The 15,793-nt window shown below is 72.3% G+C and carries 13 protein-coding genes; 6 read left to right on the top strand and 7 right to left on the bottom strand.

Annotated features, from left to right (window positions below):
• The first annotated feature begins 234 nt into the window (after positions 1-234).
• The 3 genes from ileS (at position 235) to AC2D8W_RS05040 (ending at position 4,392) form a co-directional block, all read left to right on the top strand.
• On the top strand, positions 235-3,135 hold the full coding sequence (ileS, locus tag AC2D8W_RS05050) for an isoleucine--tRNA ligase (protein WP_484670620.1): 2,901 nt from the start codon (positions 235-237) through the stop codon (positions 3,133-3,135).
• Positions 3,132-3,647 (top strand): signal peptidase II, encoded by a 516-nt coding sequence (gene lspA / locus AC2D8W_RS05045; protein WP_484670619.1) that lies wholly within the window; start codon positions 3,132-3,134, stop codon positions 3,645-3,647. Before ileS ends, lspA begins: the two co-directional genes overlap by 4 nt.
• Before the next feature lie 142 nt (positions 3,648-3,789).
• Positions 3,790-4,392, top strand: coding sequence for a DUF3035 domain-containing protein (locus tag AC2D8W_RS05040; RefSeq protein WP_293483897.1), 603 nt, complete (start codon positions 3,790-3,792; stop codon positions 4,390-4,392).
• A gap of 141 nt (positions 4,393-4,533) precedes the next feature.
• Here the strand turns inward: AC2D8W_RS05040 and AC2D8W_RS05035 are convergent, their stop codons facing one another.
• Positions 4,534-5,490 (bottom strand): TraB/GumN family protein, encoded by a 957-nt coding sequence (locus AC2D8W_RS05035; protein ID WP_484670618.1) that lies wholly within the window; start codon positions 5,488-5,490, stop codon positions 4,534-4,536.
• A 48-nt stretch (positions 5,491-5,538) separates the two neighbouring features.
• Between AC2D8W_RS05035 and mutL the strand changes: the two genes are divergently transcribed.
• The gene (gene mutL, locus AC2D8W_RS05030) at positions 5,539-7,377 is read left to right on the top strand and encodes a DNA mismatch repair endonuclease MutL (protein WP_484670617.1); all 1,839 of its coding nucleotides are present in this window, start codon (positions 5,539-5,541) and stop codon (positions 7,375-7,377) included.
• A complete protein-coding gene (locus AC2D8W_RS05025) occupies positions 7,374-8,186 on the top strand; it encodes a class I SAM-dependent methyltransferase (RefSeq protein WP_484670616.1) in 813 nt (270 codons plus the stop codon). Before mutL ends, AC2D8W_RS05025 begins: the two co-directional genes overlap by 4 nt.
• A gap of 22 nt (positions 8,187-8,208) precedes the next feature.
• Here AC2D8W_RS05025 and AC2D8W_RS05020 read toward each other — a convergent pair whose 3' ends face one another.
• From AC2D8W_RS05020 to AC2D8W_RS04995, 6 genes are all read right to left on the bottom strand, one after another.
• On the bottom strand, positions 8,209-9,114 hold the full coding sequence (locus AC2D8W_RS05020) for a sulfurtransferase (RefSeq protein ID WP_484670615.1): 906 nt from the start codon (positions 9,112-9,114) through the stop codon (positions 8,209-8,211).
• 11 nt (positions 9,115-9,125) lie between these two features.
• Positions 9,126-10,406: a serine hydrolase domain-containing protein gene (locus AC2D8W_RS05015; RefSeq protein ID WP_484670614.1), complete on the bottom strand. Its 1,281-nt coding sequence runs from the start codon at positions 10,404-10,406 to the stop codon at positions 9,126-9,128.
• Positions 10,407-10,448: 42 nt separating this feature from the next.
• Positions 10,449-11,243 carry an enoyl-CoA hydratase/isomerase family protein gene (locus AC2D8W_RS05010; RefSeq protein ID WP_484670613.1) on the bottom strand — a complete coding sequence of 265 codons (795 nt, stop codon included), beginning with the start codon at positions 11,241-11,243 and terminating at the stop codon, positions 10,449-10,451.
• 80 nt (positions 11,244-11,323) lie between these two features.
• Complete coding sequence (locus AC2D8W_RS05005; RefSeq protein ID WP_293483908.1) at positions 11,324-11,509, bottom strand: hypothetical protein; 186 nt, start codon at positions 11,507-11,509, stop codon at positions 11,324-11,326.
• Between the two features lie 124 nt (positions 11,510-11,633).
• Entirely contained in the window at positions 11,634-12,323 is a 690-nt protein-coding gene (locus tag AC2D8W_RS05000; protein WP_484670612.1) for a nucleotide-binding protein, read from the bottom strand.
• A gap of 86 nt (positions 12,324-12,409) precedes the next feature.
• Positions 12,410-14,485: an outer membrane protein assembly factor BamB family protein gene (locus AC2D8W_RS04995; RefSeq protein ID WP_484670611.1), complete on the bottom strand. Its 2,076-nt coding sequence runs from the start codon at positions 14,483-14,485 to the stop codon at positions 12,410-12,412.
• A 180-nt stretch (positions 14,486-14,665) separates the two neighbouring features.
• Here AC2D8W_RS04995 and AC2D8W_RS04990 point away from each other — a divergent pair, with 180 nt between their 5' ends.
• Entirely contained in the window at positions 14,666-15,793 is a 1,128-nt protein-coding gene (locus AC2D8W_RS04990; protein ID WP_484670610.1) for a hypothetical protein, read from the top strand.

Here is a 15,793-nt window from a genome sequence, read left to right as displayed (position 1 = left end):
CCTTGCCTGCCCCTTCGGCGCTGTCATCCCGCATTCGGCCGCGGCCGCGTCACGGCAGCGCGCCGCGGAGGGTGACGCCTCGGCCGCCCTCTGCTAGACGCTGCCGCCATGACTTCGGTCCGGAAGAGCGCGCGAATTATCCGCCCGGCGTGACGCCGCCGGACGAATTCCGTTCCAGCGCGCGCCGGGTTCTCACCCCGCACCTCTAGACCTCCGGACACACTGGACAGAGTTATGGCCGACGACGCCGAAACACCCCTTCGCGACTACCGCGAGACCGTCTTCCTTCCCGAGACGCCCTTCCCCATGCGCGCCGGACTCCCGCAGAAGGAGCCCCAGATCCTGGCGAAGTGGGAGGCGGACGACCTCTACCGCCAGATGCGCGCCGAGCGGCAGCGCGCCGGCGCGCCGCTGTTCGTCCTGCACGACGGACCGCCGTACGCCAACGGCGCCATCCACATCGGCCACTCCCTGCAGAAGACGCTGAAGGACTTCGTCGTCCGCTCGCGGTTCCTGCTGGGCTACGACGTGGACTACGTGCCCGGCTGGGACTGCCACGGCCTGCCGATCGAGTGGAAGATCGAGGAGGAGCTGCGCGCCAAGGGCCGCCGCAAGGACGAGGTCGGCAAGGCCGAATTCCGCAAGCTCTGCCGCGACTACGCCGCTCACTGGATGGAGGTGCAGAAGCAGGGCTTCAAGCGCCTGGGCGTCGTCGGCGACTGGGAGAACCGCTACGCCACCATGGACTTCACGAGCGAGGCCGCGATCGTCGCCGAGTTCCACAAGTTTGTGGCGTCGGGCCAGCTCTACCGCGGCTCGAAGCCGGTGATGTGGAGCCCGGTCGAGAGGACCGCGCTCGCCGACGCCGAGGTCGAGTACCACGACCACGTGAGCCCGACGATCTGGGTGAAGTTCCCGGTCACGGAGGGCAGCGACGCCGCCCGCGGGGCCAGCGTGGTGATCTGGACCACCACGCCCTGGACCATCCCCGCCAACCGGGCGATCAGCTACAACGACGCCATCGCCTACGGCGTCTACGTGGTCGACGCCATGGAGGAGGGCCTGGAGTTCGAGCCGTGGGCCCGGCCCGGCGACAGGCTGATCGTCGCCGACAAGCTGGCGGCCGACGTGTTCGCAGCCGCCAAGATCGCCAAGGCCCGCCGTCTCGAGACCATCGATTGCCAGGGCATGGAGTGCGAGCACCCGTTCGCCAACCTCGATCCCCACTACAGGTTCGGCGTGCCCCTGCTCGCCGGCGACCACGTCACCGACGACGCCGGCACGGGGTTCGTCCACACCGCGCCGGGCCACGGCGCCGACGACTACCTGGTCTGGCTGGCCCACGGCCACCGCGAGATCCCGGAGACCGTCGATCCCGACGGCGCCTACTATCCGCACGTGGCCCTGTTCGGCGGGCTGAAGGTGCTGGAGACCGAAGGCAAGAAGGCCGGCCGGTTCGGGCCCGCGAACCCGGCGGTCATCGAGAAGCTGATCGAGGCGGGCCGACTGCTGGCGCGCGGGCGTCTGGAACACAGCTATCCGCACAGCTGGCGCTCGAAGGCGCCGGTGATCTTCCGCAACACGCCGCAGTGGTTCATCCGCATCGACGAGCCGATCGAGACGAAGGCGCTGGGCGGGCGCACCCTGCGCGAGGCCGCGCTGGAGGCGATCGAGGCCACGGCCTTCTATCCCGCGCAGGGCAAGAACCGCATCCGGGCGATGGTCGAGAGCCGGCCCGACTGGCTGATCAGCCGCCAGCGCGCCTGGGGCGCGCCCCTGGCCATGTTCGTGGACAAGGAGACGGGCCAGCCGCTGCACGACCCCGAGGTCGACCGCCGCATCGTGGACGCCATCGCCCGGGAAGGCGCGGACGCCTGGTTCAACCGGCCGGTCACCGACTTCCTGGGCCAGCACGACCCCGACCGCTACGAGAAGGTCGAGGACATCCTGGACGTCTGGTTCGATTCGGGCTCGACGCACGCCTTCACGCTGGAGAACCGCGCCCACACCAAATGGCCCGCCGACCTCTACCTGGAAGGCTCGGACCAGCACCGCGGCTGGTTCCAGAGCTCGCTGCTGGAGAGCTGCGGCACGCGCGGCCGGGCGCCCTACGACGCCATCCTCACCCATGGCTTCACCATGGACGAGAACGGCGAGAAGATGAGCAAGTCCAAGGGCAACACGGTCGACCCCGAGGTGGTCATCCGCGAGTCCGGGGCCGAGATCATCCGCCTGTGGGCTGCGATGATCGACTACGCCGACGACAGCCGGATCGGGAAGACGATCCTGCAGACCACGTCCGACGCCTATCGCAAGCTGCGCAACACCGTGCGCTACATGCTGGGCGCGCTCGCCGACTACGGGCCTGACGAGGCGGTGGAACTGGCCGAGATGCCGCCGCTGGAGCGCTACATCCTGCACCGGCTGTGGGAGCTCGACGGCCAGGTGCGCGCCGCCTACGAGGGCTATGTCTTCCAGGACGTGATCCGGCCGATCCTCGATTTCTGCCAGGACGACCTGTCGGCGCTGTTCTTCGACGTCCGCCGCGACGCCCTCTATTGCGACCGGCCCGACAGCCTGCGCCGGCGCGCGGCCCGCACGGTGATGGACGCGGTGTTCGAACGGCTGACGGCGTGGCTCAGCCCGCTGATCCCCTTCACCACGGAAGAGGCGTGGACGACACGCTTCCCGCAGGGCCATTCCAACTGCCTGCGGACGATCCCGGCGACGCCGGCCGAATGGCGCAACGACGCCGAGGCCGCCCGCTGGGCCAGGGTGCAGCAGGCGACCTCCGTGGTGACCGGCGCGATCGAGGTCGAGCGGCGCGAGAAGCGGATGGGCGCCGCGCTGGAAGCCGCGCCGCGCGTGCACCTGGAGAGCGCCGACCTGCGTGCGGCCTTCGAGGGGCTGGACCCGGCCGAGGTGTTCCGCACCAGCGCCGCCGAACTCGTCGCCGCGGCCGGCGGCGGCTTCCGGCTGGCCGAGTCGCCCGGCGTGGGCGTGGACGTGCAGAAGGCCCACGGCCACAAGTGCGCCCGCTGCTGGCGCATCCTGCCCGAGGTGGCCGCGCCGAAGTTCCTCTGCGAGCGCTGCGACGACGCCGTGGCCGCCTGGGACGCGGAGCGGGCGGCATGAGCGAGGCCGTGCAGGCCGCGTCGCCGCCCCGCGGGATCACGCCCTGGGGCTGGCGCGCCTTCGCCATCGCCGCCGTGGTGATCGTGGTGGACCAGTTGACCAAGTACTGGATCCTGTCGGTCGTACGCCTGCCCGAACGCGCCACCATGGAGGTGTTCGGCCCGCTCAACTTCACGCGCATCTGGAACGAGGGCGTGAGCTTCGGCCTGTTCCAGGCCGAGCACGATCTGGTGCGCTGGGGCTTCGTGGCCTTCTCGGCGGCCGTGGCGGTTCTGCTGGCGTTCTGGGCCCGCAACCAGACGCGCGCCCTGACCGCGCTGGGGCTGGCTCTGGTGATCGGCGGCGCGGTCGGCAACGCCATCGACCGGGCGCGGTTCGGCGCGGTGGTGGACTTCATCGACGTGAGCGCGCTGGGGTTCTTCCCCTGGATCTTCAACATCGCCGACGCGGGCATCACGATCGGCGTGATCCTGCTGCTGTTCGACAGCCTGCGGCCACAACGCGCCGCCTGACGCCGTTGGCGCGCCGCGGGGATTCGTCTATTCCATCTCTCCGGGACGGGAGCCGCCGCCGTTTTCCCGCCACGGAGAGCGGCGATACGTCGAAGCTGGCGCCCGGGCTCGGTCCGAGCCGCGCATGGGAGTTCTAGGGTAGATGACCGTCAAACGCGTGATCGTGGCCAACCGCGCGATCGTGGCCAACCGAGTGATCGTGGCGACCGCCGCCCTGGTCGCCGCCGCGGGCCTCGCCGGCTGCCAGTCGACTCAGAAGGCGCTGGGCATGTCCAAGGTGACGCCCGACGAGTTCCGGATCGTCACCAAGGCTCCGCTCGTGGTGCCCCCCGACTATGCGCTGCGCCCGCCCGCCCCCGGCGAGCCGCGTCCGCAGGAGCTGCAGCCCGAGAGCGCCGCGCGCAACGCCCTGCTGGGCCAGCGTGAGGCCGAGCAGCGCTCCGACGGCGAGAAGCTCCTGGTCGCCAAGGCGGGCGCCGAGAAGGCCGACCCGCTGGTCCGCTACGTGGTCGACGACGAGTTCGGCGACATCGCCCACAAGGAAAAGAGCTTCGCCGACCGGGTGATGTTCTGGAAGAAGGACGAGGCGGCCGCCGCCCAGCCGCAACAGACCGCGGCCCTCGACGGCTCGAACGCGCCCATCGACGCCGCCGCCGAGAAGGAACGGATCGCCAAGCTGACCGGCGGCAAGCCCGTCCTGATCGAGCGCCAGGGCAAGAGCAAGATCAAGCTCCCGGGGCTTTGATCGTCGTCCCCTGAACGCTCAGGGGAACGCCTGTCAGATGCTCCCCCCAAGGGGGAGTTCGCGAGGCGAGTGGGGGCGGCGCCCCCTCGACGCTCTCATCCCGTGGCCTGTCCGCGTGACGATCCCTGGTCAACGGCCCAGCTAGTCCTCGCCCGGCGTCTTGACCGTATGACCGGCCGCCCGAAGGCGGTCGAGGACGCCGCCCTGCGCGAGCAGCGGGCGCAGCTGCACCAGCACGATCGCGTGGCCGGGCTGCTTCAGGGCGTTGGTGATGGCGGCGGCCGTGTCGGCCTTGGTGCGCTCGTCGTAGCTGCGGCCGCCCGCGACGGCCGACAGGCAGCGCTCGTAGGTCCGCTCGTTGTTGAGGGCGCCGGCGACGTCGCCCTCGGCCCAGGCCCGCGCCGCCGCGAGCGTCACGCCGGGTCCGGCCTCGGCCTGCTGAAGCACTTCGTCGAAGCACATGCGGCCCACCGAGGCGGGTGTGCGGATGATGCCGCCCAGCTGTCCGCCCAGGTCGTAGCTCTTCTCGACCACCTTCACGCGGCGCTGCTGCGCCAGGTAGCGGACGAGCTTGGCGGGATCCATGTTGGTGAGCTCGTTGCGGTCCCGGTAGTCGATGGCGAGCTGGACGCCGGCCGCGAGGGGATTGCTCGTGGGGTAGTGTCGCGCGTCCTGACCCAGCCGCGTGCGGACGGCGACGAAGCGGGCGCGGGTCGCCGGATCGAGCCGTTCCTCGTAGGGACCGCCGGTTCGCAGCCGCATCAGGTTGAACGCCGTGCCCAGTGAGCCCGCCGCCTTCGCGCGGACGTTGACGAACGGCAGGACCACCACGTTGGCCCCCTGCAGCCGGCGCTCGAGGATCGACCGGTCCCACTGCATGCGCTTGGGCGCCAGCGAGGGCACGCCCAGGACGTAGACGGTGGTGTCGGCGTCCTGCACGCGCCACCACGCCGGGCCGGGCAGCCGGCCGCGGACCACCAGTTCCTCGACCAGGGTGGCGTCGGGATCGTCGGCGGGCGCCGGCGCCGGGGCCTGGGACTGCGCGGGAAGCGCGCAGAGGGCGATCGCCGCGGCCAGGATCAGGGCTCGATTCAGCACGGACAGAAGGCTCCTTGGAATCGTACTATGTAGATACGAAGCGCCGACATGCCGATCCGCCGCCTCCCGCCCGAGCTCATCAACCGCATCGCCGCCGGGGAGGTGGTGGAGCGCCCCGCCAGCGCGGTCAAGGAGCTGGTGGAGAACGCGCTGGACGCCGGCGCGGGCGAGGTCCAGGTCCAGGCCGACGGCGGCGGCCTCAGCCGCATCCTCGTCGCCGATGACGGCGGCGGCCTGACGGCGTCCGAGCTGCCGCTGGCGGTGGAGCGCCACGCGACCTCCAAGCTCGCGCCCGACGACGCGGGCGACTACGACCTCCTGCGCATCGCCACCCTGGGGTTCCGTGGCGAGGCCCTGCCGTCCATCGGCTCGGTGGCGCGGCTGTCGATCACCAGCCGCGCCCGGGACGCCGCGGACGCCTATGCGATCTTCGTGGACGGCGGCGCCGTGGGCGCGGTGTCGCCGGCGGCCTTCCCCGGTCCGCACGGGGCGCGGGTGGAGGTGCGCGACCTGTTCTATGCGACGCCCGCCCGGCTGAAGTTCATGAAGTCCGAGCGGGCCGAGAGCCAGGCCATCGCCGAGGAGCTGAAGCGCCAGGCCATGGCGCACGAGGCCGTCGGCTTCTCGCTCGACCTCGACGGACGCCGCAGCCTGCGCCTGCCCGCCGAGGCGGCCGGCGACGAGGGCCGGCTGGCGCGTCTGGGCGCCGTTATGGGCCGGGAGTTCTCGGAGAACGCGCTGCTCATCGACCACGAGCGCGAGGGCGTGCGCCTGTCCGGCTATGCAGGCCTGCCCACCTACAACCGCGGCAACGCCGCTCACCAGTACCTGTTCGTGAACGGCCGGCCGGTGCGCGACCGGCTGCTGCAGGGGGCGCTGCGGGGCGCCTACGCCGACTTCCTGGCGCGCGACCGCCATCCGGCGTGCGCGCTCTACATCGAGCTCGATCCCGCGCTCGTGGACGTCAATGTGCACCCGGCCAAGGCCGAGGTGCGGTTCCGCGACCCTGGCCTGGTGCGGGGGCTGATCGTGAGCGGGCTGCGGCATTCGCTGGCCAGCGCCGGGCACCGGGCGTCGACGACCGTGTCCATGGCCGCGCTGGGCGGCTTCCGGCCGCAGGCCTTTCCGCCGCCCCGGCCCTCGGGCGCCGGGTTCTCCGCCTGGTCGGCGGGCGGCTGGACGCCGAACGCCGCGGCAGCCGTCGCCCAGGCCATCCCCGGTCTCGCGGAGCTGTCCGCACGGGCCGAAGCGCCGGGTCCCGGGATGGCGGAGCCCGGGGCCCCGTCTCCGGCCTTCGATCCCGTGGACTTCCCGCTGGGGGCGGCGCGCGCCCAGGTGCACGAGACCTACATCGTGGCCCAGACCCGCGACGGCGTGGTCATCGTCGACCAGCACGCCGCGCACGAGCGGCTGGTCTACGAGCGCATGAAGGGTGAACTGGCCGAAGGCGGCGTCGCGCGCCAGGCCCTGCTGCTGCCCGAGGTGGTGGAACTGGATCCGGCCGAGGCCGACCGCGTCCTGGCGCGCGCCGACGAGCTCGCAGCCCTGGGCCTCTCCATCGAGAGCTTCGGGCCGGGGGCAGTGCTGGTGCGCGAGGTCCCCGCGCTGCTGGGCGAAACCGACGCGGCGGGCCTGATCCGCGACATCGCCGACGACCTCGCCGAGAACGGCCAGGCCCTGGCGCTGAAGGAGCGGCTCGAGGATGTCTGCTCGACCATGGCCTGCCACGGCTCGGTCCGCGCCGGCCGCCGGCTCAGCGCGCCCGAGATGAACGCCCTGCTGCGCCAGATGGAGGCGACGCCCCACTCCGGCCAGTGCAACCACGGACGCCCCACCTACGTCGAACTCAAGCTCGCCGACATCGAGCGGCTGTTCGGACGGCGATGAGCGCCACGGCGGTCCGGCCCGATCTGACCGCGAAACTCCGGCCCCCGGACCGTGCGGCCGTCCCGTGCAAGATCTGCGGCGGCGAGGCGCCGCTCTTCGGCGTGCTCGACTTCAACCGCACCTGCGTGGAAGAGCGCGCCGGCCAGCTGCCGCTCGTCGGCGTCCCGATCTACTACCGCCGATGCCGGGGCTGCGGCCTGGTGTTCACGGACGCCTTCGACGCCTGGAGCCACGACGACTTTCGCGCGCACATCTACAACGACGCCTACGCCGAGGTGGACCCGGACAGCGAGGAGACCCGGCCCATCCAGAACGCGCGCTGGGTCACGGCGCGCCTCGGGCCGGGCCTCCAGGGCCGCCGGGTGCTGGACTACGGCGGCGGCGGCGGGAGGTTCTGCGCCGAGCTGCGCGCGGCAGGCCTGGCGTGCGAGACTTACGATCCGATCTACCCCGAGACGGGAGGACGTCCCGAGGGGCGGTTCGAACTGGTCACCTGCTTCGAGACCCTGGAGCACCTGCCGGACCCGCGGGGCGGAGCCGCCGACCTCGCCGCGCTCACGGCCGACGACGGCGTGATCTTCTTCTCGACGCTGGTGCAGCCGGCCGACTTCGACCGGCGCGGCCTCTCCTGGTGGTACATCGGCCCCCGGAACGGCCACATCACCCTGTACTCACGGCACGCGCTGGCGCTGCTGTGGCGTGGCCTGGGCTTCTCCGTCGCGTCGTTCAACGACAACCTCCACATGGCCTTCCGCGGCGCGGAGCCGCCGGCCTTCGTGCGCGAGGCGTTCAAGCCGCGGGCGGGATAGCCGGTCCGCGGAGTCAGGGGTCTCAGGGCGACGCGACGGGCCCGTCCAGCCGGGACCACTCCTCGAACGAGCCGTCGTAGAGCAGGGCGTCGATGCCGAGCTTGCGGGCGGCGAAGAGCGTGGCGGTGGCCTGCTGGCCCACGTGGCAGTAGACGATGACCTTGTCGCCCGGCTTCACCCCGGCGGCCTTGAAGCGGGCCGCGATCTCGGCCTCGCTCGCCAGCTTCAGGTCAGGGGTCGTGACCGAGGTGAAGGGCACGCTGCGCGCGCCCGCCACGTGCCCGGTCTTGTGCGGCCGCGCGGGCGAGCCGCCGGTGCGCTGGCCCCCGTAGAATTCGGGCGTGCGGGCGTCGACGATCGTGTAGCCCGGGGCCGAGAGGTGCGCCTTCACGAACGCCGCGTCCGCCACGAGCGGGCGATAGCGGATCGGCGACAGCCTGCCGGGCTTCGCCAGCGCGGGCGCGGCCGTCTCGAGCGCCCGGCCCTCCGCGGCCCACGCCGCCGTCCCGCCCTCGAGCAGGGTGGTTCGCGCGCCCAGGCCGGCGGCGTCGAGGGTGAAGACCACCCGCGTGGCCGACTGGATGCCTTCCTTGGTCGGGACCACGACGATGCGGGAGCGGTCCGACACGCCCAGGGACGCCAGCCTGGCGCGCAGGGCTTCCGGCTCCGGAAGCTGCAGCGTCAGCGCCTCGCCGCCCATGGGCGCGGCGATGTCGGCGAGGCTGAGCAGCCGCGCGCCCGGAATGTGGCCCGCCTCGTAGCCGGCGCGGTCGCCCACCTGCAGGACGACGACGTCGCCCCTCGCCAGCGCCTTCGCCAGCGCGGCCGGGGTGGTCGTCAGGCCCGCCCGCTTCGCAGCCGCCGCCGGGCCTGCCGCCATCGCCGCCAGCAACGCGGCCATGGCCGCCGCGCAAGTGCTCGTCCGCATCGTCCGGTCTCCTATCGGGCCGCCGCGCCCGGCGTTGCGAGGGCGTCGTAGATCCAGGCGCGGTTCTTGCGCTGGTACTCCATCGCCGCCTCGCGGGCCTGCACCATGAAGATCATGAAGACCTCGTTCTTCGGGTCCACCCAGAACTCGGTGCCGGCGATGCCCCACCACGAGAACGTGCCCTTGCCCGGACGCTGGACGGTGTCGTCGTTCACCAGGCTGAAGCCGAGGCCGAAGCCCATGCCGGGCCCCGGGAAGAACAGTCCCGCCCGCCGGATCTCGGGCGTCGTCTCGTCCTGGCGCATGCGCGCGAGCGTCTCGGGCTTGAGGATGCGGACGCCCTTGTAGGTCCCCTCGCCCGCCAGCATCAGCACGAAGCGCAGGTAGTCCTCGGCGGTCGACGACAGGCCGCCGCCGGCCGACAGCATCGGCGTGGGCTTGGCGTAGTCGTAGTACATGAAGGGCTCGGGCGTCTTCGGCTCGGCGAACCGCGACCGCTTCGACTCGGGCTGGAAGAACGCGGTGTCGGTCATCCCCAGCGGGCCTGTGACGCGCTCGCGCACCAGCACGTCCAGGGTCTTGCCGCCGGCCGCCTCGGTCACCGCGCCCAGGATGTCGGTGGAGCGCGAGTAGAACCACGCCGCGCCCGGCTCGGTGCGCAGCGGCAGCCTGGCCACCACCTTGGCGTACTCGCGCGCCGTGAGGTCGTTGCGGTTCTCACCCCCCGCGGCCCAGGCCTTGGCGATCGGCGCGTTCGGCTGGATGAAGCCGTAGATGAGCCCCGAGGTGTGGCTCATCAGGTGCCGCACCAGCATCGGCCTGGTGGCGGGCCGCGTCGTGCCGTCGGCCTGCCAGACGACGAGATCCTTGTATTCCGGCAGGTACTTGGAGACCGGCGCGTCGAGGTCGAGCTTGCCCTCCTCGACCAGCGTCATGGCCACCACCGTCACCAGCGGCTTGGTCATCGAGAAGATGCGCCAGATGGTCTCCTCGTCGGGCGTCCGGGTCTGGCCCGGGCCCTGCACGCCGAAGCCCTCCTGGAAGACCACCTTGCCCTTGCGCCCGACCATCAGATAGGCGCCGGCGATCTTCCCCGAGGCCACGTCGGCCTTCAGGCCCTGGCGCGCGGCGTCCAGCTTTGCCGGATCGAAGCCCAGCGCCGCCGCGTCGCCTTTCACGATCGACGACGCCTTCGCGTCCACCGCCCGGGTGGCGGCCAGGCCCGGTCCGGCCAGCGCCGTCGCCGCCACGGCCGCCAGCAGCGCCCGCCGGGCCATCCTCATCGTCAGCATCTCTTCCCCCCGCGCCTCAGGCGCCCTGATGACCGCGCTCGTCTACCTGCCCACGAACACCGGCTTGCGCTTCTCGAAGAAGGCCTTGCGGGCCTCCTGGGCGTCCTCGCTGCCGAAGGCGATGCGGATGTTGCCGACCTCGTAGCGGAGCTGCTGCTCCATGTCGTTCGACTCCATCGCCTTCACCAGCCCCCGCTTCAGCAGGCGCAGGGTGATCGGCGACCAGGCGCAGAGCTCCTGGCAGTATTCCGCCAGCCGGGCGTCGAACTTATCGTCGTCGACCACCTCGCCGGCCATGCCCCAGGCCAGGGCCTCGGCGCCGGTGACAGTGCGGTTCTCCATCATGAAGCGCAGGGCCTTCTCGTAGCCCATGGCCTGCGGCAGGGTGATGGTGAGGCCCGCGTCGGGAGAGCCGCCGATGCGGGTGTAGCCCGCCATGAGGCGCGCGCTGGAAGCGATCAGGCGCACATCGGTGGACATGGCCAGCCCGAGGCCCGCGCCCACCGCCACGCCGTTGATCCCGCCCACCACCGGCTTGTCGCAGCGCTTGCGCATGGCCAGCAGGAAGTTGCCCACCCAGCCGATGTCGTCGAGTTGGCTGTCCATGGCCGACTTGGGCGAGTAGCGGGGTGGGTTGGTGAGGTCGAGGCCCGCCGAGAAGGCGTCGCTCGTTCCGGTCAGCGCCACCACCCAGACATTGTCGTCCACGGCGGCGGCGTCGATCGCCCCGATCACCTTCCAGGCCAGCTCGGTCGACAGCGCGTTCTTGTTGCGCGGACTGTTCAGGCGGATCGTCCGCACATGGCCGGCGTCCGACACGGTCACGATGTCCGACATGGTCCCCTCCCCTTGTTGTTCGGGGGGCAACCTAGCGCGACCGCGGTCCTGGGCGAAAGCCGCCTGCGACGCGAACCCGGTCAGCCCGCGCCGGCGGCGCGCTCGAAGGTCCCGACCAGCCGGTCCCCGCACCAGAGCTCGCGCGCCTCGTCCGGCGCGCGGGTTTGGGTGAACTCCGCCGCGGCCTCGTCATCCGGGCGGTCGAACCAGATGCCCCGCGCGATCATGCCGCTGGGACCCAGAACGTAGATCTTGTACTCGGCCATCGTCTCCCCCTGACCCATAGGGCGATATCCGATGGTCCAGCTTGCAGGATTCGCGCCACGCGCGAGTGTCTGCAACCGGCTCATTCCGGGACAAGGGCGTAAGGCCGCCGGCGGCGACCGCCGGCTATCCGGCGCGACGGAGCGCCGGCGCGGGCGTCACCAGGGCCTGGATGGCGTTCACATAGGCCGCGACGTTCGCCCGGGCTGCCGCGACGCCGCCGACGCCCTGCGCCTCGAGCCCGCTCAGCCCGCCGCCGACCTCGAAGAGCGCGCGGAAGGCCTCCTTCTCGATCAGCGGGGTGGGCAGGATCTCGATGCCGCGCGCCTTCAGCTGCGCCACCACGGCGCCGAGCGAGCGCGGCTTCAGGGCCGCCGGCACGCGGCTCATGAGGCAGGCGTAGGGCAGGTCGTTGCCCTGCCGCTTGCCGAAGCTGGCCACCAGCTCGGACGCCTTGATCGCCTCCACCGCGTCCATCGGCGAGCCGGTCAGCGGCGTCACCACCGCGTCGAAGCGCAGCGCGGCGAAGACCATGGCTCCGCGCACGGACCCCTCGGTGTCGACGATCACCCAGTCCGGGCTGAGGCGGCGCGCCTCGGCCGCGGCCTCGCGGATGTCGGGCACGGTGGGCGCCGCGTGCACGGTCACGCCGTCGGGCCGGCCCGGCAGGCCGCCCCAGCGGACCAGCGGCTTGTTGGGATCGGAATCGATCAGCGCCACCCGCGCGCCGCGCTCGGCCAGGCCCAGGGCCAGGAGAAGCGCCGCGGTCGTCTTGCCCGCGCCCCCCTTCGGGCTGATGAACGCGATGTTCGGCACGAGTGAAGCCCCCTTGTCACCCGACTGACGTCACTGCGGACCAACATACATCACTCGGCGGGTGATTCGACCCGCCTGCCGCAACGTCAGCGCGAGCGAGACCTGCCGTCGAGCGCGAAGACCACGATCGCCGGCTCGCCCTTCGGAGGTTCGACGGCCACGCCGCGGGCGCGCTGGAAGACCTGGTAGCGACGCGACAGGTCGTTCACGTGGAAGTTCCTCAGGCCGATGACCACGGCGACGTACTGAGCGTCGCCCACGCCGTAGGTCACCAGCGTCGAGCTGGGATAGCCGTCCAGAGGCGCGCGCCACAGCAGCCTGCCGTCGCGGTCGTCGAAGGCGTTCAGCGCCGGCTGCAGGTCGCCCGCGAACACCACACCGCCCGCGGTCGCCAGGACCGAGGACGCGATCGGCGCCGCGAACTCCTGCCGCCAGCCCAGCTTGCGGCCGCGCAGGTCCATCGCCTGCAGGCGACCCATCTTCCCGCTTGCCGAGGCCTCCGGGTGGTCGGCGGGACTGAGGCCCACGCCCGAGCTCAGCAGCGTGAAGCCGGGGCCCGTCGGCGGCCCGAAGGTGAGGCACCACATCGTGACCGGCAGGTAGAGCTTCCCGCTGCGCGGATCGACGCTGGTCGAGGGCCAGTTCCGCGCCCCGGTGGCGTTCGGGCAGATCAGCGTCGACTTCGTCTTGTCGGGCCAGCGCGCGGGATCGGTGCTCTTGGCGCCGGTCTTCGGGTCGATGGCCGAGATCACATTCTGGGCGCCGGCGTCGATCGAGAACAGGTAGGCGCCGGTGCGCGCATCCAGCGCATCGAGCACGCCCATCTTGCCGATGTTCATCACCACCCGGCGCGGGCGCCCGTCGATGGTCAGGGTGGCGAGCTGGCGCTCGAAGGACCAGTCCAGGTCCCACTGGTCGTTCGGCAGGTGCTGGTAGTGCCAGACCAGCTTCCCGGTGTCGGGATCCAGGGCGACCGTGCTGTCGGTGTAGAGCGCATCCTGGGTGGTTCCCGGCGCGCCCGAGGGCTTCATCAGCGGGCCTGTGTCGTAGGTCTGGCCCACCCCGTAGTAGACGAGGTTCAGCTCGGGGTCGTAGGTGCCCTGCTGCCAGACCGAGCCGCCGCTGCGCCGCTCCAGCGGCAGGCCGTTCCAGCTCTCGCCGCCGGGCGCGCCGGGCCGGGCGATCGTGTGGAAGCGCCAGACTTCGCGGCCCGTGGCGATGTCGAGCCCGACGATGAAGCCGCCGCCGGGCGCGCCCGACGCCGTGACGCCCTGGATGACCTTGTCGCCGACGATCAGCGGCGCGCTGCGCAGGTTGAAGGGCCGTCGCGCCGTGGCCGGCGGTGCGATGGCGATCTCGTGGTCCCAGACCGGCTCGCCGGTGCGGGCGTCGAGCGCGATCACGTGCAGGTCCGAGGTGGGCACGAAGACGCGGCCGGCCGCGATCGCCAGCCCCATCTTCTGGCTGGACGGCAGGCTGGGCTTGTAGCTGCGCCGCCAGAGCACCGCGCCGGTCGTGGCGTCCAGCGCCATCACCGTGTCCGGACTGGTCTGCAGGAACATGACGCCGTCGTGCACCAGCGGGGTCGGCATGCTGGGCCCCGCCGGCAGCGGCAGGCGCCACGCCGGGCGCAGCGACGTCACCGTGCGCCGGTCGATCCTCGTCAGCGGGCTGAAGTTCTGGCCGTCGTAGGTCCGCCCCCAGTGCAGCCAGTCGCCCGGCGCCGGCGCATGCAGCGTGGCCTGGGACACGGGCCGCATCCGGCCAAGCCGCGCGGCGGCGGTCGCGTCGGGCTTGAGGTCGGGCGGCGCAGGCGCGGCGGCGCCCACGCGCAGGCCGCCTTCAGGGGCGGTGACGCTGCGCCCCGTGAGGTAGGTGGCGAGCGATGCGATCTGGGCCGGCGACAGTCCCTCGGCCATCGGCTGCATCGTGCCCCGGGTGAGGGCCTCGACGATCTGCGAGCCCGCCATCCCGCGAAGCTGGTCGCGGCCGGGCGCCCGCGGGACCGGCGGCTCGTGGCACATCCCGCAGCGCGCCGCGTAGAGGGCCTCGCCTTCGCCGGCCCCGGGCGCCGGAGCCGGCTGGGACACCGATACGGCCCCCGCGGCCAGCGCCAGCAGGACTCCCGCCACGCTGCAGACCACCGCCTGACGCAGTCCCATGCTCGCCTCCCCCTGTCCCGGAGCCGCGTACATCGCGCGGCGTCGCGGCCTCTCTCCAGCCGAACAGTCGAATGTTGGCGGCAGATTGCAAGCCCGACTCGCGGGTCCCATTCGTGCCGCGCCGCGCTATAGTCACGCCGAGGGGCCGCCGCCGGGCGGGCCGGCTCGGGGGCGCGAGCGATGACTTCGGCAGGCGGGTACGCGCAGGCGGAGGAGCGTCATGGCCTGTTCCAGGACGCGCTGGCCGACTGGGCCAACGACGACGTCCTGCACACGAAAGAGGCCCGCGCCGCCCTGGGCGCGAAGCACCCCGCGGCCCTGCGCGTCCTGGACTGGCCCGAGCTGCGGGCGCTGTTCGCAAGGTACGATCCGCCCGCCACGCGACACGGGCGCCGGGACCGCCGGTTCGGCCTGTTCTCCGTGGGGCTGGCGGCCCTGGGCCTCGCGCTGGCGATGGCGTCGCCCCTGGCCATCGGCGCCGAGCGGGCGATCGAGATCGTGGCCGCCGTCCTGATCGTCGCGGGCCTGGCGATGATGGCCGTGCACAAGCTGGGCGCGCAGGCCAAGGCCCGATCGCTCGCGCACCGGTTCGGCGCCGAGCGCGTGCGGGCGCTCTACTTCCAGGCCGTGATCAACAACCTCGACCTCGTGTCGCGGGCCATGACCGACGACGACGCCCTGGCCGCCTGGAAGCAGGCGCGGGCGCGGACGCTCTCGCACCTGCCCCGGCCCGAGGACCTGCCCGGCCAGGTGCCGGCCCTGGCAGGCCCCGTCGCCGACGACGCCGAGGCCTGGGTGGTTCCGGATTGGTCGCAGCCGCCGCAGCCGCCGAGCCCGTCCCTCGAGCTGGACCTGCTGCTGTCGCTGCTGCGCGGGCAGCGGCTGGACGCCCAGATCGACTATGTGGAGCGTAAGCTCAGCGCCTCCCTGGGCGCGCCCGGCCAGCGCGCGGCCGTGGCGCGGGTCATGAGCCGCCTGCTGCTGGCGGTGGCGGCGGCCACCGGCGCGATCGCCGCCGTGCTGGTTCTGGCCCTGGGTCGCGCGCCGCTCGACACGGACGTGAAGCTCGCCCTCGAGGTCACCGTGGGCTGCGTGGTCGCCGTCGTGGCCCTGGGCGTGATCAACGACGACCGGCTGCTGGCCGGCGACGCGGGCCGCTACGCCGCCTACTTCACCGCCCTTTCCGACGCGCGCGGCAGCTTCGACGCCGGCGGCGTGGCCGAGAAGCAGGCCGCCCTGCGCGACGCCGAAGTGGTCTGCTACCGCGACCTCCGCGCCTTCATCGCCGGCCACTGGCGGGCGCGGTAG

This window comes from Phenylobacterium sp. T106, from assembly GCF_057219735.1.
This window is presented reverse-complemented; position numbering and strand designations above follow the sequence as displayed.